This is a genomic window from Shewanella sp. 0m-6 (assembly GCF_052977325.1).
The window spans coordinates 96,319-120,261 of the sequence record NZ_JBRIMD010000010.1 but is presented as its reverse complement, the minus strand read 5'-3'; the positions used below and the strand labels follow the sequence as shown (position 1 = coordinate 120,261).

Here is a 23,943-nt window from a genome sequence, read left to right as displayed (position 1 = left end):
TGAAAAAGCGTAGGCGGTTATTGATCTACATCAAACGCAAGATAAATAGCGGTTTTGTTTTTAAATTGTGGCGATATAAATCACTGAGTTTTGCGTTAGGTTAGTGTCTTTTTGAAAGATAGTATGGAGTCAGTTGGTTATAGCGATAGTTACTTTTGTTTGGTTGGCATTACCTGTTCATTGCTAAACGCATTGTTGAAGAGCACTCGTAAGAATTGTTGCAAGAGCAGTTACAAGCACAGCACTTGAGTTTTTGATTCAGGGCTGAAAAAATAGCTTAGTCGTTAATGACCTTGCCTCTGAAGCGCTAAATTCTCGCTGAGCGATTACATCTTTATACTAATTGATATTAATACTTAAGGTCCCTCGAAACACCACCATGAAACATGAGATTACTATCTCGCTTCCCTCGCTCATCCATCGAATTGGCCGCGAAGCGGTAAAGCAAGCACAAGCCGTTGCTAAACAATTTACTTGTGAGCTTAAGCGTGTGCGCCGTTCTCGAAACTGGGGGATAAGCGGTGATGCTATGCAAATCCAGGCCTTTAGTCAGCAGCTAAAAACTGTGCAATTAAGCGCTGGTAGTAGCGAGTTTGCTTACCTTATTCGAAAAGTGGATACCGGCTTATTGAGCCATGCCGATAAGTTGGAGCCGTTAGCTGTAAAGCTCGCTCGTTTAATCACTCAAGATCCCAACATCACTTTAGCCGAGTTGATGCACATGACTGATTGCACCATGGCTGAGGCCAGAACCGCGCGTTTTGAGGCTGATAGCTGGTAGACCGTGGGCATTTTTCTTTGCAAAATTCGCCTTTAAATTGTTCAGCAAAGCAGTTTGTAACTTTAAATATCTTCATTGAAAATAATGGCTTGCACTTGTTGTGGCGAGGGACTAGTCTACAAAAAATTTGGCGTGTATTTTTAATGTTAGTCAGTATAAAGATGCGTTCGCTTTAGACATGAATCAAAAATGAGGTTTACATGCTTAGCAGTAATATTTTCGATGGATTAACGCTAGACGATGTACTAAGTGAGCATCTTGCCGGGCTAGATAGTTATGATGAGCCTTATTTTATCTGTATCAAGCTAAATACCACGAGCGATAACGCGATAAAAATGTTGATCCCAGAGCTTGATCATCTGGATGACGATATTTATGCGTTTAGACTTGAAAAACACTTGTTATTACTCAGCCTTGAGTGCGAAGTTGACGAGATAAAGTCACTTGCAAACATGTTACTTGACGCCTTTGCTGCGAATAATGTTACCGCGCAAATCGCTGTTTTCCATCATAACTGCTTAGGCGCACCGATTGAGACCTTAAAGTGGTCAACTCAGTTGTTAGAAGTCCTAATTGATAAGTCGCCTAACGAGTCTATTGTCGAGTTCAACGACTTTTGCGACCGTGGAAATTGGCCAGGTTTGAGCGACTACATTGAAGGGCGTGAACCGGGGAGTGGCGCTGATTTAGGCTATAACTATGATGAAAAAGCCTATGATGAAGACGACGATGACTTTGATGACGATGACGATGACGATGACGATGAAAGCCATGATCGTTTTGATGAACATGGTTTTGATAAGGATGGTCTAGATGCCAATGGTTTTACTGCACTTATTCAGGCTATTTTAGATAAAGATGCCGCAGTGGTAGCCAAAATGATAGCTAATGAAGCTGACGTGAATCAGGGCGATTGGTACAAGAATACACCGCTTAATCATGCGGTCCAAAAAAGTACGCTTGAGATTGTTAGCTTACTACTTGAGTCGGGTGCTAATCCTAATCAAGCGGGAAGTTATGGCACGCTAGCGCTTAATATCGCCAGCCAAAACGGTATGTTGTCAAAGATGCAGCTGCTGTTATCAAAGGGCGCAGATGTAAACGGCTTAGATGATGAAGGTGAAAGCGCGCTAATGGCCGCCGCCGGCAACAGCACAGCCGAGGTGGTAGCATTATTGCTGCAATCTGGCGCTGATTGTAATGCGCTCAGTGACGATGGTAACACTGCACTTATCCATGCTGTTATTGGTAACTATAATGAACGTACTGCGATTGTTGAGTTACTGCTTGCCAATGGTGCTGCTAAGACGATGCATCATCAGAATATTCATGACTCAAGCGCAATGGATTTGGCTATAGACCGTGAGCATCAAGACATTGTTGAAATGCTAAAGCAGGCGATGTAATAGTCGTTTTCGATATTGATAGGTTCAGTATGAACTAAAGGGATAAGCTTTACGGCTTATCCCTTTTTTATGAGGCAATAAACTGTAAACCAGACTGACGGTATATGCGTATTTAACCCAGTAAAGGCCAATCAGTGCCTTCATCACTGCAACCAAAGGAAGTGGTTTGCGTGTTATTAGCGCTGTGACTACCAAAGCTTTTCAAGGGTTATTTATGTCTTTATCAAAATATCTTTTCGTTTTTAATCATTTGGTTACTAACGGCACAAAACGTGATGATAAATATCATTTAGATGGCTTAACGGCTTGGCATGATATTGATGGTTATACCTGTTATTTAGGCTATCAAGACTTAGTGATGACGCTGTTGTTTCACGGCCGTTTTGCTTACGAGTATCAAAAGCGGCTGACCTACAATGAGTTCAATTTGCTTATAGAAAAACGCTTTAGGCAGCTCAACTCCCCGCAATAGCTTATATTTTAGCTCGCCATTTGGTTAGCAAGAGTAATCTGTAACGCTCACCTGTGCGTATTAGTGTTTATTAGCGCTGTGGGTTGATTTTGCCAGCGACTGAGTGGAGGGAATTTGATATTGAGTAATAATCCGTTGGCATCAAAAATCTGCTTAGTCTGTGAAAGACCATTTAGCTGGCGCAAGAAATGGCGTAAAGACTGGCAGCAGGTTAAGTATTGCTCTAAGCGCTGCGCAGGGCAAAAGCAGAGCTTAAAAAACAAAGATGCTCTGCAGTAAAGGAATGATGTATGAATCAACATAATCAGCAATTTACCACTTTACGGTTGATCTTAGGCGATCAGCTTAACGCCGCTCACTCATGGTATCAGCAGCAAGATGATAAGACCTTGTATGTGATTGCCGAACTGCATCAAGAGACTGATTATGCCAAGCATCATGTGCAAAAAGTGTGTGCTTTTTTTGCTGCGATGCAGGCCTTTGCAAAAGCCTTACAACAAGCAGGGCACCAGGTGCTGCACCTTACTCTTGATGACACTGCACAGTATCCGAACTTACCAGCGCTTTTAGCTGCGTTAATTAACCAGAATAAAATCAATGAGTTTCAGTATTAATTACCTGATGAATATCGGCTGCGTCAGCAGTTGTCGCAGTTTGCTGCTTCGCTTGAGATTACCAGTCTCGCGTTTGAAACCGAGCACTTTTATTTGGCAGATGCCGAACTTCGTGATTATTTTTCAGCAGATAAAAAGCATCGCTTAGAGCACTTTTACCGCAAGCTGCGCCGCCGTTTTAATCTATTAATGCAAGGTGATGAACCCGCTGGTGGCCAGTGGAATTATGATGCTGATAATCGGCAGAAGCTTAAAAAAAACGACTTTGACGCTGTGCCAGCGCCGCTGATGTTTGCTAACGATGTCAGCGCCATATTGCGTAGGCTAGAGCGCCATCATGTCGCCACTATTGGTGCAGCCCACAAAGAGCTGTTGTGGCCGATTACACGCAAACAAGCTAATGAACTATTGCAGTTTTTTTGTCGGAACTGCTTGGTCAATTTTGGCCGCTTTCAAGATGCGATGACTCATGAGTTAGACATGACCGCAGCGCCTGCCATGGGCGAGTTAGCGCTAGCACCCGGTTCAGGCGCCAAAATAGATCAAGTCACGATTACAGAATACAAAAAACAGTGGAGCCTGTATCACTCGCGGTTGTCGTTTGCGCTCAACGCTAAAATGTTAAGCCCACAACAAGTGATAGACACTGCCATTGGCTACTTTGAGCAAAGTGATGGCGCCATCACCTTGGCGCAAATTGAAGGTTTTGTACGGCAAATTCTAGGTTGGCGCGAGTTTGTAAGGGGCGTGTATTGGGCCAATATGCCAGATTACGCCAGTCTTAATCACCTTGCTGCTAATCGTCAGTTGCCAAGCTGGTTTTGGGATGGCGACACTAAAATGAACTGTATGCAGCACGCGATTAAACAATCCCTCGATTATGCCTACGCCCACCATATTCAGCGTTTAATGGTTACTGGAAACTTTTGCTTAATCGCCGGTATCGATCCTGATGAAGTGGACGCTTGGTATCTTGGCATTTATATCGACGCTATCGAGTGGGTAGAGATGCCGAATACCCGTGGCATGAGTCAATTTGCCGATGGCGGCATTGTGGGCTCTAAAGCTTATGCCGCGAGCGGTAACTACATCAATAAAATGAGTGATTACTGCAGTGGTTGCCAGTACGAGGTTAAACAAAGTCATAGCGATAATGCTTGCCCACTTAATGCGCTGTATTGGCATTTTTTGCAGCAGCATATTGATGACTTCAGCGCTAATCCACGCACACGTATGGTTTACGCCAATTGGCTGAAAAAGCCAGAGCAAACACAGCAACTTATTTTACAGCGGGCTAAGCATTTACTCGCCCATATCGACAATTTATAAGGATATTGATAATGAAACATATTGGGTTTGACGACATTGAGCAGATGGAGCAACGCGTGCGCGCACGCTTGATTAATAGTTTATCAGGATTTAAAAGCGCCAATTTAGTCGCAACGATAAGTGAAGACGGACATAACAATGTGGCGATAATTAGCTCGTGTTTTCATCTCGGCGCTAGCCCAGCACTGATGGGGATGGTTATTCGTCCCGATAGCGTACCGCGCGATACGTTAAGTAATATTGAGCAAATGGGCTGCTATACCATTAACCATGTGTCAGCCAATATTTATCGTCAGGCACATCAGACTTCAGCGCGTTATGCCGAAGAGGTGTCAGAATTCGATAAAGTCGGTCTATCAGCTGAATTTGTTGCTGGTATTGAGGCGCCTTTTGTTGCGCAAAGTCAGCTTAAATTCTCGCTTGACCTACGAGAGATAATGCCACTGGCAATTAACGGTACTATCTTAGTGATAGGCGAAATCACTCATATTATGGTTGATGAGTCAGGCCTAAAAGACGATGGCTATATTGATATTGAAGCGCTGGAAAGTGTTGCGGTATCAGGGCTTGATAGCTATCACCAAACACAAAGGTTGGCACGTTTAAGTTATGCCAAGCCAGATAAAGCCTTGGTAACGCTGCCGATAGATGGCCATTAATCGCCAGTTCTTTTAGCTAAAGGTCTTTAATCGTGAAGTTATTAGATAGCCTTTGGTTAACCAGCCATCACAAGTCGAGTTATCAAGTAGCTTGAATAAATAGCTTTAACAAACAGCTTAGAGACTATTTGCAGTTTTATATTGAGGGCTTTGCGGTTGTACAGAGTGAGCTTTAATTAGCGCTAGCTTAACTAAACTTGATCTACATCAGCACAAAAAAACACCGTGTCGCCATAATCATACATTGTTTAGTGTAAAAGGTTTATTGCCAAGAGCTTCATTGCAAACAGCTGATTACAAGAGGCTGATTGTAAGGAGCGACGTGGTGTCAGATAGTCAAGTCACAGACCAAAAGCTAATCTTAATTCTTAAAACCTGTATCGGAATTGGGTTATGTTTAATCTTGCTTGGGATTTACCTGCATAACTTCAACGACACCATCCACGCTATGGGCGTAACCGGGATTATCATTAGTGCCGTTTGCGTGGCATTTGGCATGGTGCTGTCACTGCCGACGAAAATGTACCTCACGTTTATCTTAGTGAAGCGCGAGGCCGATAAGAATCAATAAGCTTTGGGAAGCAAAAAACTCGATGAGCGCGCAGCTTGATACTGATTGACAATGCTTATTCTAGATGTCAGTGCTGTGAATCTGAGCTTTTGTGTAATTAACCCAAGACTAATGCGCCAAAAACACCGATAATTCCCCCAATTCGTTTATTTGGCCTCAGGGCTGATACCCAGTCTGGATCCACAATTAAGCTAGATGCTTGTGTGACAGGCTGATATCTGTGCCAAGGGCAACGCTCGCAACAAAGTGGAAATCATATTCAATGGAAATCAAAGTTAACTTTCTCGATAATTTGAGATTAGAAGCCAAGTTCGATGACTTTACCGTCACCGCCGATCAGCCAATCCGCTATAAAGGCGATGGCTCTGCACCGAGTCCATTTGATTACTTCTTAGCATCATCTGCCTTGTGTGCGGCCTATTTCATTAAGGTGTATTGTAAGGCTCGCGATATTCCAACAGAGAACATCAAACTGTCGCAGAACAACATTGTTGATCCTGAAGATCGCTATAACCAGATTTTTCAAATCCAGGTTGAGTTGCCAGACGATATTTCAGATAAAGACCGCCAAGGTATTTTGCGCTCAATTGAGCGCTGTACCGTGAAAAAAGTGGTACAAACTGGCCCTGAGTTTAAGATTGAAACTGTTGAAAACCTAGATGCAGATGCCAATGCAATGCTGATGGGGCAAAGTGATAGCGATGCTAGCACCTATATTTTGGGTAAAGATCTGCCACTTGAGCAAACCATTGCTAATATGACTGGAATGCTTGCCGATTTAGGCATGAAGATTGAGATTTCATCATGGCGCAACATTATTCCTAATGTATGGTCGCTACATATTCGTGATGCGGCATCACCTATGTGCTTTACCAATGGTAAAGGCGCGACGAAAGAGAGTGCACTATGTTCGGCATTGGGCGAATTTATCGAGCGTCTAAACTGTAACTTCTTCTACAATGATCAGTTCTTCGGTGAAGAGATTGCTAATAGCGAGTTCGTACATTACCCGAACGAAAAATGGTTTGCGTTGGAAGACGACGACTCATTACCTGCTGGTATGCTTGATGAATACTGCTTAGACATTTATAACCCAGAAGGTGAACTTGCGGGTTCTAACCTGATTGATACCAACTCGGGTAATATCGACCGCGGCATTTGTACTATTCCTTACACCCGTCATTCAGATGGCGAGACGGTTTACTTCCCATCAAACCTGATTGAGAACTTGTTCTTAAGTAACGGTATGAGCGCGGGTAACAATATCCAAGAAGCGCAGGTTCAGTGTCTGTCAGAGATCTTTGAGCGTGCGATTAAACGCCAAATCATCGAGCAAGAAATTGTCCTGCCAGAAGTGCCAATGGAAGTACTCGAAAAGTACCCAAGTATCTTAGCTGGCATTAATGGTCTTGAAGAGCAAGGCTTCCCGGTAGTGGTTAAAGATGCATCATTAGGTGGTCAATTCCCGGTGATGTGTGTGACCTTAATGAACCCGAAAACCGGTGGCGTATTTGCCTCATTTGGCGCGCATCCAAGCTTTGAAGTGGCGTTAGAGCGCAGCTTAACCGAGCTATTGCAAGGTCGTAGCTTTGAAGGTTTGAACGATGTGCCAAAGCCAACCTTTAACAGCATGGCGGTAACTGAGCCTGAAAACTTTGTTGAACACTTTATCGATTCAACCGGTGTGATTTCATGGCGCTTCTTTAGCAGCAATGCAGAGTTTGATTTCTGCGAATGGGATTTCTCTGGTACCAACCAGGAAGAAGCTGACAGCTTATTTGGCATTTTGGCTGACTTAGGTAAAGAGGTTTATACCGCTGAGTTTAACCAGTTAGGTGCGTCAGCATGTCGTATGCTAGTACCTGATTTTTCTGAAGTGTATCCAGTTGATGACTTGATTTGGGATAACACCAATAAGGCGCTGGAGTACCGCGAAGATATTTTAAATCTGCACTCATTAAGTGATGAAGAGTTAGTGGACTTAGTGAATCGTTTAGAAGAAAGTCAGCTAGATAACTACACCGACATTCGCACCATGATTGGTATTGTGTTTGATGAAAATACCGTTTGGGGTCAGCTAACTATTATCGAGCTTAAGATCTTAATCTATCTAGCACTTGGCGCCGCAGAAGAGGCGATGGAGCTAGTCGATAGTTTCTTACAGTTTAACGACAACACGGTTGAGCGTGGCTTATTCTATCAAGCGGTTAGTGCTGTGCTTGAAGTTGAGATGGACGAAGAGCTTGAGCTTGAACACTTCATCTATAACTTCAAGCGTATGTTTGGTGAAGAAGTGATGAATAATGTCGTTGGTACTGTTAATGGTGACGTGCGTTTTTATGGTTTAACTAAAACCAGCATGGCGCTTGAAGGCATCGAGCCACATCTAAGACTGATTGAAAGCTATAAAAAGCTGCACAGTGCACGAGCGAAAGCGGCTCAGTAGAGCCCTGTCTTAATCGCTAAGTGATAGGTCTTTATACTGTTTAAGCCATATTGGGCTTAAAACAATAGTAATAAGATAGTTGAAAGCGGATCTTTTGTATTTTACAGAAGGTTCGCTTTTTTGTTTATGCTGCTGATACGGACCCAGTGTCAGGATAGGTTGCATCGGCAAGATTGAGTACAACTCTTAATAACAAAAAGTTATTGTTATCAGAAAATATCATAATTATTCATCTTATCTAAATTGTCTTAATATGACGGCCATAAACTATTAGCAATAATCTCTTAGCAAGAGACAAACTAGCAAGAGACAAACTAGCAAGAGCCGCATATCGCATTTGGGCTAGACCCTGATGGATACCAAATAGAACTGATCCTGTTGGATTAAAGCCGGATCAGTAGCGTAAGCAGATTAATAGCCAATTTAGGCGAACAAGATAGCCATGCAGCAGAGCGCGTCTATAAGAGTAAATACAGCGGGTTATTGATAAGGAACTTAAGATGAAAAATGCATTATTTCAGTCCGTACAGCTTGGCCGACATACTCTTAATAACCGTATTGTGATGCCACCAATGACCCGCTCGCGAGCGAGTCAGCCGGGTAATGAAGCTAACGATATTATGGCCACTTATTACGCTCAGCGAGCATCGGCGGGTCTAATTGTTGCCGAAGGCACGCAAATCTCACCAATGGGCCAAGGTTATGCTTGGACGCCTGGTATTTATAGCCCATCGCAAATTGCCGGTTGGAAGAAAACTACCGACGCAGTACATGCAAAAGGCGGAGTGATTTTTGCTCAATTATGGCATGTAGGCCGTGTTACTCATCCTGATAATATTGGCGGCGAGCAACCTATCTCTTCATCAGCATTAAAAGCTGAAGGCGTTAAAGTGTTTATCGATAATGGTACTGAGGAGCCTGGTTTTGTTGAGGTGGTTGAGCCACGAGCAATGACCAAGGACGATATTGAACAGGTTATAGCTCAGTACCGACAAGCTGCATTAAATGCCGTAGAAGCAGGTTTTGATGGCATTGAACTGCACGCAGCTAATGGTTACTTGGTGAATCAGTTTATTGATTCTGAAGCGAACAATCGCACCGATGAATACGGTGGCAGCATTGCAAATCGTTTACGCTTTTTAGATGAAGTCGTTGCCGCCATGGTAGATGCTATTGGCAGCGACAAAGTGGGCGTGCGTTTAGCGCCATTTACCTCACTCAACGGCACAGTGGATGCGAGCCCTGAAGAGACGTATACCGCAGCGGCAGCGCTGCTCAATAAGCATAGGATTGCCTATTTACATCTTGCTGAAGTGGACTGGGATGATGCGCCAGAAACACCAGAAAGCTTTAAACATGCAGTGCGTGCAGCATTTGATGGTATTTTGATTTATGCCGGTAAATATGACGCAGACAAAGCGGCGCAAACCATTGCTGATGGCCTTGCCGATATGATTGGTTTTGGTCGTCCATTTGTGGCTAACCCAGATTTACCTAATCGCATAAAGCATGGCTATCCTTTGGCCGCTCATGATCCGGCAACCTTGTTTGGCGGCGCTGAAAAAGGCTTAACGGATTACACTGAGTATAATCTGTAGCGTTAATAGCGGTTCTTACTTTAAAATAGCACGACAAGCCAATAGCAATCCCATGTAAATGGGATTGCTATTTTTGTTATTAGCAAGGTGAAAGAATTACTTTTCACCCATGCTATACCCCCTAATCCCATTTGCTAATTGGCTGTAGGCCTTCTATTTAAGAGTGCTATTAATGCGCGGAGTGTTGTATCTATTTATCGCCACCTTGTTGGCCGCTGTGGGGTGGGTAGCCTCAAAAATTGTGGTGCAATCGATACCTGGCGAGGTCTTTATTGGAACGCGTTTTATATTGGCAAGCCTGATCTTGGTGCCATTTTGCTATAAAAGCTTGCTCAAATTGAGCTTGAAGCAAGTGCTATCGGCTTGTGGTGTCGGTGTATTTCTAGGCGGCGCATTGCAGGTTTGGATATACGCAGTGTCGATCAGTGAGAGCTTATCTGAAGGCGCGTTTATCATGAGCTTAGCGATGATTATAGCCCCGCTTACGGCTTGGTTACTGTTTCAAATTAAGCCTAACCGCGCCTTTTGGATTGCACTGCCCGTGAGTATTAGCGGCATGATGCTACTTAGCCTAACCAACGGCTGGAATATGCAAGTGAGCCAGTTGTTGTTCTTGCTAGCATCGTCTTTACTGTCGGTACATTTCGTGCTGAATAAACGAATCAGTGGCAACTTAAAACCGCTTGTTTCTATCTGCTTGCAGCTGTTTGTTGTGGGGGTTGTGGGCGTGGTATATGCGATTTTTACTCAGCCTCACACCATAGTGTTTTCGAGTAACCTGATTATCTGGTTTGCCATATCTACCTTAATCGCAACGTCTGTGCGATACCTATTACAGACGATGGGTCAATATAAGGTGAGTATGGAAACCGCCGCGCTTTTGATGATCTTAGAACCGATTTGGACGCTGATCCTTAGCGTGATAGTGCTAGGCGAATCCCTTGAAAGCCAAAAGCTTATTGGTGGTGGGGTGATATTTTTATCCTTACTTATCTATATCAAGCTTTCTAGATACTATGCCAAGGTTGAGCAAGTAAAAGCCGGACAAGTTGAGGCGGGAAAGAAGGTCCTAGGTGCGAGCTCCTAGGAAGAGCTGAGACGTTACATGAGATGGTTTTAGAAGAGTGGAACGGCCTAGCGAACGTGACTAGGTCACTACAGAACGTTTCGCTTATGGGACGAGTAAGGCCTTAGGTTCTAGAAAAGGCAAAGAAAGGTGCTAGGGAGTACTGAGACGGTACAAGCTGAGACTAGAAACTGTGATAAAAAAGCCAGCGTTAATCGCTGGCTTTTTTGCGGCTAGAATACAGTTTGCTATTGAAACCTAGCCAATAAAAATCATGAAGCCTTTGAGGATCAACGCGTTAACGATATCAACAAAGAAAGCGCCCACAATCGGTACCACCATAAAGGCCTGTGGTGATGGGCCTGTTCTTGATACTAGCGCACCCATGTTCATCACTGCAGTAGGCGTTGCGCCTAAGCCAAAACCGCAATGGCCCCCCGCCATTACTGCTGCATCATAGTTACTGCCCATTATTCTGAATGTCACAAAATAGGCAAAGAGCGCCAGCACGGCTGTTTGTACCACTAAGATGGCAAGTAGCGGTATGGCGAGATCAAAGATCTCCCAAAGCTTTAAGTTCATTAAAGCCATAGATAAAAACAGCGCTAGCGAGACTGAGCCCAGTACGTCAACACATTCACTGTTGATTTTGTAGCCGCGAGATATTTCAGTTAAGTTGGTAATCATTACGCCAATAAACAGCGCATAGACAAACTCAGGCATCTTGAGCCAGCTCGCTCCTAGGGCTTCAATAATGGCGCTAGTCCATTTCGCGCCCGCGACACACAACAGCATGATAAACAGGACTTCTAATACACTTTTAGCTGTGACTCTGTCCTCTTCAAGCTGATCATAAGTTACCAGATCTGGGTGGTCGGTATGATGATTTCCACCCACACCGTAACTTGATACTAAGTTATTTTTATTAATAAGCCGTTGCGCCACAGGTCCGCCGATAATCCCGCCCATGACTAAACCAAATGTGGCAGCAGCCATAGCAAACTCTAAGGTATTGACACCATATTCACTTTGAAAGGTATCCGCCCAGGCCGCGCCGGTACCGTGGCCACCTGAAAGGGTAATGGAACCTGCTAGTAAGCCCATGAAAGACTCTAGACCCAATAGGTTCGCTAAGCTAATGCCGACGATATTTTGAATAACGATAAACAGTGAGGCGACACCGAGAAATTGGAATACTTTACTACCGCCCTTGAGTAATAACTTATAGTTTGCGGCTAATCCTACGGTGCTAAAGAACATCAGCATTAGGGTGTTTTGCATCGAGAGGCTAAATGCCACTGTGATATTGTTAAAGTGCAGCACAGTGATAAGGGCTGCAATTAGAAGCCCACCAACAATGGGTTCGGGGATATTGTATTTCTTAAGCAGTGGAACATAGCGGTTAACCGTATGACCTATGAAAAGCACCAGAATCGCAACTAAAAACGATTCCAGTTCGCCAATGGTAAAGACTGTATTCATATGACTCCTAGAAAATAGATAAAGGCGTTATAAAAAAAACACCAGTTTGTTGCTAACTTTTTATTTTTATTGATTTATTTTTATGGCTATGCCTTTGTGGCTGAATATACTGCCACACTTATTTATGTTTTAGATATCCCATATATAGAAAAAACGCGGAGTTTTCACATTAATCTTTTTTTATAAATTGTCCGCAACAAACCCCAAGTCTATTAGGCTCTTAGTTACAGAGGATAAAGCGTTTAACGCTGATATTTTGACTATACTTGAATGATTCAATTTTGCTCTTTTGGTAGCAGCAGCTTGAAATGTTACCGACAGAGCTATAGTTACTTAGACAGTTACTTAGTTAATTACTCATTTATTCAGTTGCTTAGGTTAAGCTAAAAGGAGTTTGAAGATGACAGCCACACAACTAGTCAGTGTACTGCTAGTATCGACCTCGTTGGTGCTCGCACCAAGTGCAGTAGCAGAGCCACCACAAAAAGCCGAAAAACAAGCGCAAAAAGAATTGAATAAAGGGCAGCAAGAGCTAGACAAAACGCTGCGAAAAGAAGAAAAACAGGCAGCTAAAGAGGCGCGCGAGGCAAGAAAGAATGCCGATAAGTATGATCGTGAAGCACGTAAAGCGGCTGATAAGGACATGAAAGCTGCTAAGAAAGAAGCACAAGACGCTAGAAAGGATACCGATAAGTATGATCGTGAAGCGCGTAAAGCGGCTGATAAGGACATGAAAGCAGCTAAGAAAGAGGCACAAGACGCTAGAAAGGATGCCGATAAATACGAGCGTGAGGCCCGCAAAGATATGAATGAGGATATGCGCAGGGCTGACAAGGATGCGATCGAGGCGAGAAAAGATGCCGATAAGTATGAGCGTGATGCCCGTAAAGATATGAGCGAGGATATGCGCAGGGCTGACAAGGATGCGTTCGAAGTGAGAAAAGATGCTGATAAATATGAAAATGAAGCCCGTAAAAAAGCCGATGAACTTAAACGCGAAGTTGAAAAAAAACCTATCCCAGAATAGAAGCAGAGCAAAGGTATGTTTATGCCGATAGGCTGGCAACCTATAAAATAGGACAAATAATAAAGCCAGCAATTGATTGCTGGCTTTCAAGATTAACTCTCGTTTTATTCTAGCTAAGCTTATGTAAGAAGGCTAAAAGTTGCTGCTTACCATCGCGAACCCGATATAGGATGTCCATGATAGGTTTAATTACCTGATTTGCCGTTTTTAGGTTGCGGCGTTCATTACGCAAGCTTAGGCCGTAAACGGTCGACATGATTGCCCCAAGAACAGAAGCGCAGATAAGGTACTCGCTACTATAATAGGCCGCTGTAACCGTTAACCCCAGTCGTAGTGCCACCAAAAATTAGGCGCTAAAGCAGGTCTTGTCATAGTTGACCACAGACTGTGGCATCTGCGCTGGGCTCTTACGAGGGCTCGCAGCCTTTATCGGTTCCGCCGTTGGGGCTTGGCTACTGGCGCAACTTAGTTGCTCGCATACGACTATTTCACTTGCTGATTTAGTAGTGGTTTCGGCTTTAACGTCTATGTTATTAATGCTATTAACGACTATGGCATTAAGAGTGACGATCGGTTCTTGCTGTGCTTGTTGAGACTGACCACCGTGAAAGCAGTACTTGGCATGATTGTGCACTCGGCTTTCGCAGCAATATTGATAGCAGCTATCATTCATAAGCCTTATTTAGGCTTGCATTGCCAAGATTGGTTGTTTTCAAATTAACTCTGAAATATGTGAAGTTAATCACTCATGGTTAAGGGGCTCGTAGCCTACAATATCGCCATCTCGTAATGTCATATCATAATCAATAAGTCGTCGTCGGCAGAAAGCATATTTCTGGCGATTAAGTGCGTGCGTTTTTTACAAAAAAATTAGCGCGATACACTTTATACCTACTGTTTGGGGCGCAGATTCGCTGAGTTAAAGATGGAAACAATCTATTCATGAGTACCGCAAGCAACAAACCCAACTCTGTTGGTAACGACAACCTTGACGCAGCCGCAGTTAATGATGCGCAGGTGCCAGCTAAAGGCGGGTTGCTAGAGCACTTTTTTAAACTATCAGCCCATAACACTACAGTATCAACCGAAGTCATTGCAGGCATTACCACCTTTATGACCATGGTTTATATCGTATTTGTGAACCCGCAAATCCTTTCTGCAGCAGGAATGGATGCCAGTGCGGTATTTGTGGTGACTTGTATGATCAGTGCGATTGGCTGTATTGGTATGGGCTTGATTGCTAACTTACCGATAGCATTGGCACCAGCCATGGGGCTGAATGCGTTTTTTGCCTTCTCCGTAGTAGTCGGTATGGGCGTCAGTTGGCAAGTCGGTATGGGCACCATTTTTTGGGGCGCAGTTTGTTTTGCCATAGTGTCCTTACTCGGGATCCGCTCGTGGATCTTAACTAACATTCCCAAATGTCTGCGCATCGGTATTCCTAGCGGTATTGGCTTACTGATCGCTATGGTCGGTTTTAGTAACGCGGGGATAGTGGTGGCAAGCCCTGCAACTATGATCACGGTCGGTGATTTGAGCTCGCTACAATGTGTCTTGGGCGCGCTAGGCTTCTTTATTATCGTTATTTTGGCCTCTCGCGGCATTCATTCTGCAGTGCTGGTGTCTATTGCTATTGTGACCGCCATAGCGGCCTTGATGGGTGATATTGAGTACACCGGTATTGTGTCTATGCCGCCGAGCATTGCTAATACCTTCGGTCAGTTAGACTTGGCTGGATCACTTGATGTGGCGCTGATGGGCGTTATTTTCTCATTTGCCTTGGTGAGCTTGTTCGATAGTTCTGGCACCATGATAGGTGTAACAGAGAAATGTGGTTTTACCGATAAACGTGGTCGTTTTCCGCGTATGAAGCAAGCGTTGATTACTGACTCTGCAACCTCTGTGGTTGGTGCCTATATGGGCACATCTACAGTGACCGCTTACATTGAAAGTTCTGCCGGTGTTGCTGCTGGTGGCCGCACAGGCTTAACTGCTATCGTTGCGGGTCTGCTGTTTATCCTGGTTATTTTCTTCTCGCCACTGGCGGCAATGGTTCCAGGTTATGCGGTTGCTGGCGCCTTGGTTTATGTGGGGATTTTAATGTCATCTGAACTAGCAAAAATAGATGGCAAAGACTTAACTGAGTCAGCTCCAGCCTTTATTACTGCAGTGATGATGCCATTTACCTTCTCTATCACCGAAGGCGTTGCGGCTGGCTTTATTACCTATTGCGTGTTAAAGCTAGGCACAAATCGCTGGCGTGAAATTCACCCAGGGGTGGCTATCGTTGCACTACTGTTTATTTTCAAATTTGCTTTTGTTGATGGTCATTAATCACTCCCGTGTTAATGAGTAGCTTGTAAAAAAGCGTTAAGCATAAAAAAAGGCTCAGAAGGTAATCCTTCTGAGCCTTTTTTATAGCCGTGGCTTAGTAGTCACTAGGCAATTATTTTTCAACCACCATCTGGCCCTTTACCCACACCTTACGGATGTTTTGGCGACTGTTGAGGGTGATGATTTTCTCAAGCTTATCTTTAGCACTGTCCATTTCATCGAGGATAAAGATGTTGCTGTCAGTGACGCAGGTATCAACCACCAGCGCATCGAATTCAAACCCTGGCTGGAACAAGCCTACCTTGACATCAATGGCTTGTCCGCCGCCAACCGTTGCCATCCAATAAGACTCTAAGAATGAAATACGACTGCCGCTTTCACCGCGAGTATCAGCTGGCAAATAAGTTGAAGTGCCATCTTCGCGTACGCGAGAGTGATTCACGGCATCTAAGCAAGTGTGGAATATAGATGGGATTGGCGCGCCAGCTAAGTCGCTACCTAGACCGCATTTAAGTTCGTTATCTAAAATCTCTCGAGTCTGCATTGCCGCATTGGCAAAGTACATGTTAGATAGCGGGCAGTGGGCAATACTTGCGCCTGTAGCCTTAATCATTTGGTGATCTTCTGGGGTTAAAAAGATCGAGTGCGCCAAAATGGTTTTGCTGGTCATTAAGCCAAAATCGTTATAGATCTCAACATCTGTCTTGCCGTACATCTGTTGGCTATAATCCCGTGCCCAGTCGCTCTCAGAGCAGTGGGTTTGCACATGACATTGGTATTTTTGTACTAATGTGCCCAGCCCTTGTAGCATTTCACTGGTGCAGCTTGGCACAAAACGCGGGGTGACAACCGGTGATACTAACTGATGCTCGTTGCCTTCAAGTGCCAAGACTTGCTTAATAAAGTCTTCGGTCTCGATAAGGGCATCTTGGGTAGATGCTTCGATATAATATGGCGGACATTGGCTGGCTTCATCCATATTGACCTTGCCAACATAGCCACGCTGGCCTTGCTTTACACATTCACGAGCAAGCTCAACTGAAGTGTCTTTGTGGATAGTGGCAAAATACACGGCGCTGGTGGTGCCGTTAGCGAGCAGTGATTGCACTAGCTCTGGATAAACTTTCTTGGCAAAGCCCATATCTTCAAACTTGGCTTCAAGCGGGAAAGTATAATCTTGCAGCCAATCGTACAGTGGCAGATCTAGCCCTTTCCCCGCTTGTGGGAATTGCGGCGCATGTACATGTAAATCGACCATACCGGGCATGAGATATTGAGTAGGACTCAATTCTATGAGTTGCTTATTGTTCGATAATGCACTTATTTGCTGGTCAAAATCGACGTTTTTTTCTGTGAGAACGGATTTAATAATACCGTTATTATCGACCAAGATTAGCGCTTGAGCTGCGTACTCAAAATCACCTTTCACAGGACAATGAAAATACTGTCCTAATACACCAAATTTAATCTCAGACATCAGTATGCATCCATCTTATTGTTTGTAGGGTTATATCAATCAGTATAAGAAGTTGCTCTACTCAGAGCGGTTTTTGGCAAACTAATTCAAGGCGAATAGCTGAAAGAATGGTTATTCCCTTGTAAAGCTGTTCAACGCAGAAGTAGGCAGCCAAAATCGCTCCAGAATGGCGAGTTTTAGCGGCTCAGCTGCTGTGACTCTTAATGAACAAGAGGGAGCTAAACTTTAGTTCAACTATGATCTTCACTCATCGCAAACCACATGGTCTTGTATGTTCCAGACATACATAAGACATTTCCTCCATCCTTGAAGGTCAGATGTGGTGAATGTCATTCATGCTGGAGCATTTAATGACCTTGCCTCATAACCGCTAAATTCTCGCTGAGCGACCAAATCTTTAAACTGATTGGTATTATCACGGCGGGAGTATTACATGCGCGCAATCAGATTGAGTAAAATAAGCCGCGTTTTGTGACTAAGCTAATAGACTCAATATGCAGACGATTAAAATGCAGCCAGTGAAATAGATATAAGCGTTCATTTAGCCACAATAGATACATTCGTTGGCTTATTCATTTTACAGTCTTTTCATCAGAAGCTAGGATCTGTAAAGTACGCCACATAGTAGGCTTTGGGTCATATGGTCCATTTGCTAAGTAACGAACACAAGAGTATTGAAGATGAGTGACGAGCAAAAAGTTATCGATAATTTGGATGACCTAAGACGTTTATTAGTGTCGATTGAAACGGGTGGTTTGGGTCTTGAAGGTGTAGCTGGTGTTGGCATGGCGACTAATAATGCCGATGGTCGTCACTTTGTTGCCGTATTTGATAATAACCATAAGCTGTTACATGCCCGTTGGGTAACCGATGAAGTGTATGAAACTGGCAAAGATATGGTGCGTGACGGCGTGACCGGCAAACACTAAATCCGTTATTTTATGGATAGATTATGGAAGCCCGAGCTTAATGAGTTTTGGCTTTTTTATTGCACCTTTTACAGTATTAGAAAGTATTAGCAATGCCCGAAATTCTAATTTTGCTCGCAGTCTTTATTACGGTATTGGATTACACTTTCGGGATATTCTGTTTTAGAAACGTTCCCTACAACAACGTTTTCAATTAAAACGTTCCCAACCAAAATAATAGGTAGTTGCAATGCAAACCGCTGAAAAATTTATTGAACATCTCGAATTAGAACAACATGTTGAAGGTGGCTATTTTCGCTCGTCATATCGCTCAAAGCAGCAGTTCGATGACACAAGGGCACTGTGGACGAGTATTTATTTTTTATTGCGTACCGGCGAAGTATCGAATTTTCATCGCTTAACGGCGGATGAGATGTGGTATTTCCACGCAGGTGAATCATTAACGATTTATATGATTGATGAGCAAGGGGAGCTGACCAGCGCACAATTAGGCTTAGATATGGCTGCGGGCGAGCGCCCACAATTTTTAGTCCCTAAGGGCTGTATTTTTGGTTCGGCGATGAATAAGCCAGGCTTTTCACTGGTCGGTTGTATGGTTTCTCCAGGTTTTACCTTTGATGATTTTGAGTTGTTTAGCCAAGAAACCTTGTTGACGGATTACCCGCAGCATCAAGATATTATTAAGCGCCTTAGCCGTAGTGGTGTCGGTAGCTAGTGATGACTCTCTAATTATGACAGTCTAAGAATGATTGCCTAAGTGTGACAGTCTAATAGTGACTGCATAGGGGATGAGACGCTAGTGGAAGCCCTCGCTTGCAGATGCAAAAAGGCGCCGAATGCGATGTGACCCGCCGCCTTTTTTTTCTTAAGCTCAGCCCTTAGCTCAAGCTTTAACTTAGTAATTAAGCAAGCCCTTAAGCAGGTCCTTAAGCAAGTTATTAACTTAGCGTTATGACTGCTTTGCTAACACAGCATCAATATCGGCAGCACTATGGCGCTCAGCTAGTTGCTCCCACTCCTCACCCCATGAGCGGTTAACGATACGGCCACGCTGCACGCCTTGGCGCTGTTCAATCTGTTTAGCCCAGCGCTGTAGGTTAGGGTAGCTAGCAACATCTAAAAATTCGGCGGCATCGTATAAGTTGCCAAGCACTAAATTACCGTACCAAGGCCATATTGCGATGTCGGCAATACTGTACTCGTCACCCGCAATATATTCATTGTTAGCAAGTTGCTTATCGAGCACGTCAAGCTGACGCTTTGCTTCCATAGTGAAGCGGTTGATGGGGTACTCGAACTTTTCTGGTGCGTAAGCATAGAAATGGCCAAAGCCGCCGCCAAGGTAAGGTGCAGAACCTTGTAACCAGAATAACCAGTTCATGACCTCGGTTTTAGCCGCCAGCTCTGTTGGTAAAAAGTAGCCAAATTTTTCGGCTAAATAAAGCAAAATATTACCCGACTCAAACACACGAATTGGCTTTGTCTCTGTGGTATCGATAAGGGCGGGGATTTTAGAGTTTGGATTGATATCGACAAAGCCTGAACCGAACTGATCGCCTTCGCCGATGTTAATTAGATAGGCATCATACTCAGCCCCAGTCACGCCTTTGGCGAGTAACTCTTCTAGCATAATCGTGACTTTTTGGCCATTAGGTGTCGCCAGTGAATGCAGCTGCAGCGGATGTTTACCTTTGGCTAATACGTGTTTATGTCTTGGACCAGAGTCTGGGCGGTTGATGCTGGCCCACTCGCCGCCATTTTCATTATCCATGGTCCAAACTTTTGCTGGTGTGTATGGGTTTGTCATGTTCTGTCCTAATAGGTATTAGCTCTGTTAACGACAATTGTTAACTGCATTTGTTGTTAGCGCCGAGCGACATTGATTGCTTTGTGTTAACAGTATAGATATCGGGTCAGTTGCTCTTTTTTAAACCCTTAAAATCGAGTTATGAATATAACCGTTTAATCTGATTGAGAGCGATGAGGAATAAAAAATGCCAGTCAGGTGACTGACTGGCATTTAAGGGAGAACTTAACTTACTTTAACTTCAGTGGACTTGTTAAAGTGTGAGTTAGCCCATTACCAAATGCGTACGCGCTGATCTTCTGGTAGATACAGCTCGTCACCCGGTTTTACGTCAAATGCTTTGTACCAAGCATCGTGGTTACGTGGTGCTTGAGCGCGGTAGCGGCCCGGAGCATGAGTGCCTGCACGTAGCTGGTTTAGCATGCTTTGTTCAGTACGTTTTTCTTTCCATACTTGTGCCCAAGCAAGGAAGAAACGCTGATCACCAGTTACACCATCAATCACAGGAGCTTCTTTACCGTTTAGGCTCAACTTGTATGCATGGTAAGCCATTGATAAACCACCAACATCACCAATGTTTTCACCTAGGCTGTTACGGCCGTTGACGAAATTTTCTGGGATTGGTTCATACTTACTGTATTGCGCGGCAAGCTGATCGGCTTTGGCTTCAAATGCAGCACGGTCAGCATCTGTCCACCAGTTACGTTGGATCCCGTTAGCGTCAGACTTTGAACCTTGGTCATCAAAACCGTGACCCATTTCATGACCGATAACCGCGCCAATACCACCATAGTTTACGGCAGGGTCGGCATTGGGATCGAAAAATGGTGGTTGTAGAATTGCAGCTGGGAATACAATCTCGTTAAACGAGCTGTTGTAATAGGCATTAACGCGCTGTGGTGTCATACCCCAACGGTTACGGTCAGTTTTCTTAAGCTCTTTAGCGACACTATCGGCATTAAAATACTGACGTAGGTTTTGAATATTACCTACGAGGTCTTTGTTGGTGAGCGCTAAACCATCAAACTCTTGCCACACATCTGGGTAACCAATTTTAGGGTTAAATGCTGCAAGCTTAGCGTGGGCATTGACCTTAGTTTCAGCGCCCATCCAGTCTAGGCCGTCAATACGCTCACCCATAGCGGTACGCAGGTTTTCAACCAGCTCTGCCATTTGTTGCTTAGATGACTCTGGGAAGTAACGCGCCACATACACCTTGCCGATAGCAAAGCCGAGTGACTGAGTGCCTGACATCTCTGATACCGCGCGTTTCCAGCGTGGACGAGGCTCTTCTTGACCGCTTAGAGTTTTACCATAAAAACCAAAGTTGGCCGCGTAAATATCTTCTGATAAAAGACCAGCATTGTTACTGACTGTGTGGAAGGTCAGGTAATCCAGCCATACATTCAGAGGTTGCGTATTAACGAGGTCAATCATCGCTTTGACAGGATCTGGCTGAGAGATATTTAGCTGTGGTACTTGGTAGCCAGTTTGTTCAAAATAAACATCCCAATCAAATCCTGGGTAGTCTTTTGCTAAATCAGCGCGCTTCACTTGGTTCAGTGTTAGGTCGCGGTTACGGCGCTTCTCACGTGGCCATTGGCCTTCAGCCATCTTAGTCTCTAGTGCAAGAATAGCGGTTGCACGTGCTTGACCATCTTTTATACCAGCAAAGGCCAGCATTTCAGCAATATGATTGACGTAAGCTTCACGGATTTTAACGAAACGCTCGGCGTCTTCTAGGTAGTAAGAGCGATCGGGTAAGCCTAAGCCCCCGGCACCAATAGACATTTCATACTGGTTTGGATCAAGACGGTTAAACCACATGCCACCAGATATTGGGGAGGTGGCGCCCGTTAACCAAGCTTGACCAAATACTTTAGTTAAATCGTCAGTAGACTTAATCGCACTGATTTGCTCTAGCGTGCTCTGGATAGGGGTGATACCGAGTTTATTAATCGTATCAGTATCCATGTATGACTGGTAAAAATCGGCGATTAGCTGTTCTTCGGCATTAAGGTCAGTGCGGCTAGCGATATCATCGATGATCTCTTTAACCTGTTTTTCACTGCGCTCAGCAAGACCGGTAAAGGCGCCAAAGCGGGTTTTGTCAGCTGGCATTACATAGTTGTCGTACCATGTGCCGCTAGCATACATAAAGAAGTCATCGCCTGGATTTACGGCTTCGTTACGCGCGCTGAGATCGACACCAAAGCTCCCGAGTTCTGCTTTGTTGTTAGCAGTGTTAGTGACTTCAGCTTCAGTCACTTTTGCTTGGGGTTCGTTATTTACATCTGACGTGCCACAGCCACCCAAAAAGGAGGTTGCTAGGGCCATTGCGATAAGGGACTTTTTCATTATGTTAATCTCTTCCTTGCCAATAGTTTTTATCGTTTTTGTAACGGTTCTTATTATGATTTTGCAATAAACTTTTTATTATTGTTAACCAAGCTATCTTGTAGAATTGCCATAAAATGTCAACATTTGAATTGTTAATAAGTTTGAGTGAAGGACTGAATGCGAAGACACCTAGCTTTACTGATATAAAAATAGCAGCCAAGTGGCTGCTATTTTTAATGTAAATTAAGCGGTGACAAACCTATGCCGTTACTTCTCGATTAATACGTTTGATGCTCTTTTTAAATATACGGCGATAGAAAGTCACTGCGCTGAACATTAAGATTAAGCTACCAACCAGCGATACAGTGGTGATAAACAAGGAGTAGCTGAGCGGCATGTTTAAAGCGTCATGCAGTGGTCTAACAAAACTTGCCACTTGGCCTGAAAGCGGTCTATCGCTGTGCTTTATCGCGTCTTTAATCACACCTTGCTCGAAGCTCATTGTTATACGGTCGGCTTCACGCAGCCAAACACCACTATGACTATCAAAACGTATACTGTAGTTAAGCTCTGTCGGTGTTTCTCCCTTTTTAACTCTTGGTTTACTAATCGCGACTAAGTGTGATTCTGGCCATAAATCTTGCGCTGTTTGTAGCTGACTCTGCCAGTTGTTTGCTTGGCTAATCGGGTAGACCATTTCAGTTGCTGGTTGCTTAAGTGCTCCGGTCCACAAACTCTTGTAAGTAATTAAAAAACCACTAATGCACAAGATAAACAGCGGTACAGAGATAAACAGGCCGAGCTGGATATGGCTCTTAACTAAGCTGCTTGAACGGGTATTCGTTGGAATACTCTGTTTCAATCTAAAGCCCTTACGTACTCGCCACCAAAGATAGATACCGACAAGTGTGACCACGCCGCCAAGCAGGGATGCCCAAGCATTAATGTACTTGCCGCCAAAGTCTTCTAATAAGAAGTTACGGTGTAGCCAAAATACAGTGGCATAACCCGGAATGTCACCAAATGAGCTGATAGAAAGCTCATTAAGTTGGTTATCTAATGCGATGGTTTTTCCGCGAGTTGCAGCTTGAATATAAGGGCTGTGCTCTGTTGGAAAGCGCACGGTACTCATTGCTGGATAACGTTCAAATAAGACTTCTACGGTATGCGCTTTTTGCTCAATAGATAGCGACGCATATTGCTGACCTTTATCATCAAGCCTTTTATACATGTCGACGCTACCAAGATAGACACCGGTAGTCAGTACAATCAGCATGGTAATACTGATAAAAAAACCTACCCAATTATGAAACCACTTTAAAAAAGGTACTACATTCATATTGATATTCTCGAATCGGTCTAGGCACATTTTGCCAAAAGACCCTGAAAGGGTTTTAACGTAGCAACCTGTGTAAAATTATTTTTTAATAGGTTGAGTAAACTGGCTACGGCAATTAAATAGGTGTGAATGATAATCAATATCACTATCAACTGCAATTAAAGAAGTGTAAAGGCGCATGATAGGTATATATGTTGATAGATATAGCTAGATATAAAGAAAACCCGCTAGGTGCGGGTTTGCTTTCATAAGGGGGCGGTAGGGCT

Annotated in this window: 20 protein-coding genes and 1 pseudogene; 14 read left to right on the top strand and 7 right to left on the bottom strand. The window is 44.0% G+C overall.

The window, feature by feature from the left end; genetic code table 11:
- The first annotated feature begins 379 nt into the window (after positions 1 to 379).
- The 10 genes and pseudogenes from ACVBJC_RS10080 (at position 380) to ACVBJC_RS10035 (ending at position 10,963) form a co-directional block, all read left to right on the top strand.
- Complete coding sequence (locus ACVBJC_RS10080; protein WP_447160687.1) at positions 380 to 781, top strand: ribosome recycling factor family protein; 402 nt, start codon at positions 380 to 382, stop codon at positions 779 to 781.
- 200 nt (positions 782 to 981) lie between these two features.
- On the top strand, positions 982 to 2,187 hold the full coding sequence (locus tag ACVBJC_RS10075) for an ankyrin repeat domain-containing protein (protein ID WP_447160688.1): 1,206 nt from the start codon (positions 982 to 984) through the stop codon (positions 2,185 to 2,187).
- 214 nt (positions 2,188 to 2,401) lie between these two features.
- The gene (locus tag ACVBJC_RS10070; RefSeq protein WP_447160689.1) at positions 2,402 to 2,659 is read left to right on the top strand and encodes a DUF3081 family protein; all 258 of its coding nucleotides are present in this window, start codon (positions 2,402 to 2,404) and stop codon (positions 2,657 to 2,659) included.
- A 120-nt stretch (positions 2,660 to 2,779) separates the two neighbouring features.
- Complete coding sequence (locus ACVBJC_RS10065) at positions 2,780 to 2,938, top strand: DUF2256 domain-containing protein (protein WP_442530498.1); 159 nt, start codon at positions 2,780 to 2,782, stop codon at positions 2,936 to 2,938.
- A gap of 11 nt (positions 2,939 to 2,949) precedes the next feature.
- Positions 2,950 to 4,602: pseudogene (locus ACVBJC_RS10060) on the top strand (cryptochrome/photolyase family protein).
- An 11-nt stretch (positions 4,603 to 4,613) separates the two neighbouring features.
- Positions 4,614 to 5,261 carry a flavin reductase family protein gene (locus ACVBJC_RS10055; RefSeq protein WP_447160690.1) on the top strand — a complete coding sequence of 216 codons (648 nt, stop codon included), beginning with the start codon at positions 4,614 to 4,616 and terminating at the stop codon, positions 5,259 to 5,261.
- Between the two features lie 325 nt (positions 5,262 to 5,586).
- Positions 5,587 to 5,832, top strand: a complete 246-nt coding sequence (locus ACVBJC_RS10050; protein ID WP_447160691.1) for a hypothetical protein — start codon at positions 5,587 to 5,589, stop codon at positions 5,830 to 5,832.
- 262 nt (positions 5,833 to 6,094) lie between these two features.
- A complete protein-coding gene (locus ACVBJC_RS10045; protein ID WP_447160692.1) occupies positions 6,095 to 8,278 on the top strand; it encodes an OsmC domain/YcaO domain-containing protein in 2,184 nt (727 codons plus the stop codon).
- A gap of 500 nt (positions 8,279 to 8,778) precedes the next feature.
- Positions 8,779 to 9,876, top strand: coding sequence for an alkene reductase (locus ACVBJC_RS10040; RefSeq protein WP_447160693.1), 1,098 nt, complete (start codon positions 8,779 to 8,781; stop codon positions 9,874 to 9,876).
- 172 nt (positions 9,877 to 10,048) lie between these two features.
- Positions 10,049 to 10,963 carry a DMT family transporter gene (locus tag ACVBJC_RS10035; RefSeq protein WP_447160694.1) on the top strand — a complete coding sequence of 305 codons (915 nt, stop codon included), beginning with the start codon at positions 10,049 to 10,051 and terminating at the stop codon, positions 10,961 to 10,963.
- Between the two features lie 237 nt (positions 10,964 to 11,200).
- Here the strand turns inward: ACVBJC_RS10035 and gltS are convergent, their stop codons facing one another.
- On the bottom strand, positions 11,201 to 12,424 hold the full coding sequence (gltS, locus tag ACVBJC_RS10030; protein ID WP_447160695.1) for a sodium/glutamate symporter: 1,224 nt from the start codon (positions 12,422 to 12,424) through the stop codon (positions 11,201 to 11,203).
- A gap of 400 nt (positions 12,425 to 12,824) precedes the next feature.
- Between gltS and ACVBJC_RS10025 the strand changes: the two genes are divergently transcribed.
- Positions 12,825 to 13,451 carry a hypothetical protein gene (locus ACVBJC_RS10025; RefSeq protein WP_447160696.1) on the top strand — a complete coding sequence of 209 codons (627 nt, stop codon included), beginning with the start codon at positions 12,825 to 12,827 and terminating at the stop codon, positions 13,449 to 13,451.
- A gap of 109 nt (positions 13,452 to 13,560) precedes the next feature.
- On the opposite strand, the gene ACVBJC_RS10020 is transcribed toward ACVBJC_RS10025, so the two are convergent.
- Both ACVBJC_RS10020 and ACVBJC_RS10015 read right to left on the bottom strand, forming a co-directional pair.
- Positions 13,561 to 13,707, bottom strand: a complete 147-nt coding sequence (locus ACVBJC_RS10020) for a hypothetical protein (protein ID WP_447163978.1) — start codon at positions 13,705 to 13,707, stop codon at positions 13,561 to 13,563.
- A gap of 90 nt (positions 13,708 to 13,797) precedes the next feature.
- Positions 13,798 to 14,124 carry a hypothetical protein gene (locus tag ACVBJC_RS10015; RefSeq protein ID WP_447160698.1) on the bottom strand — a complete coding sequence of 109 codons (327 nt, stop codon included), beginning with the start codon at positions 14,122 to 14,124 and terminating at the stop codon, positions 13,798 to 13,800.
- Between the two features lie 362 nt (positions 14,125 to 14,486).
- On the opposite strand from ACVBJC_RS10015, the gene ACVBJC_RS10010 reads away from it, so the two are divergent.
- Positions 14,487 to 15,785 carry an NCS2 family permease gene (locus ACVBJC_RS10010; RefSeq protein WP_447160769.1) on the top strand — a complete coding sequence of 433 codons (1,299 nt, stop codon included), beginning with the start codon at positions 14,487 to 14,489 and terminating at the stop codon, positions 15,783 to 15,785.
- Between the two features lie 112 nt (positions 15,786 to 15,897).
- On the opposite strand, the gene guaD is transcribed toward ACVBJC_RS10010, so the two are convergent.
- A complete protein-coding gene (guaD, locus tag ACVBJC_RS10005) occupies positions 15,898 to 17,262 on the bottom strand; it encodes a guanine deaminase (RefSeq protein WP_447160699.1) in 1,365 nt (454 codons plus the stop codon).
- Positions 17,263 to 17,942: 680 nt separating this feature from the next.
- Here guaD and ACVBJC_RS10000 point away from each other — a divergent pair.
- Both ACVBJC_RS10000 and ACVBJC_RS09995 read left to right on the top strand, forming a co-directional pair.
- Positions 17,943 to 18,191 (top strand): hypothetical protein, encoded by a 249-nt coding sequence (locus ACVBJC_RS10000; protein WP_447160700.1) that lies wholly within the window; start codon positions 17,943 to 17,945, stop codon positions 18,189 to 18,191.
- 229 nt (positions 18,192 to 18,420) lie between these two features.
- A complete protein-coding gene (locus tag ACVBJC_RS09995) occupies positions 18,421 to 18,906 on the top strand; it encodes a cupin domain-containing protein (protein ID WP_447160701.1) in 486 nt (161 codons plus the stop codon).
- Positions 18,907 to 19,140: 234 nt separating this feature from the next.
- On the opposite strand, the gene yghU is transcribed toward ACVBJC_RS09995, so the two are convergent.
- The 3 genes from yghU to ACVBJC_RS09980 form a co-directional block, all read right to left on the bottom strand.
- Positions 19,141 to 19,998 (bottom strand): glutathione-dependent disulfide-bond oxidoreductase, encoded by an 858-nt coding sequence (gene yghU / locus ACVBJC_RS09990; protein ID WP_447160702.1) that lies wholly within the window; start codon positions 19,996 to 19,998, stop codon positions 19,141 to 19,143.
- 273 nt (positions 19,999 to 20,271) lie between these two features.
- Complete coding sequence (locus ACVBJC_RS09985) at positions 20,272 to 22,356, bottom strand: M13 family metallopeptidase (RefSeq protein ID WP_447160703.1); 2,085 nt, start codon at positions 22,354 to 22,356, stop codon at positions 20,272 to 20,274.
- Positions 22,357 to 22,597: 241 nt separating this feature from the next.
- Positions 22,598 to 23,677, bottom strand: coding sequence for a PepSY domain-containing protein (locus ACVBJC_RS09980; RefSeq protein ID WP_447160704.1), 1,080 nt, complete (start codon positions 23,675 to 23,677; stop codon positions 22,598 to 22,600).
- Positions 23,678 to 23,943: the final 266 nt, after the last annotated feature.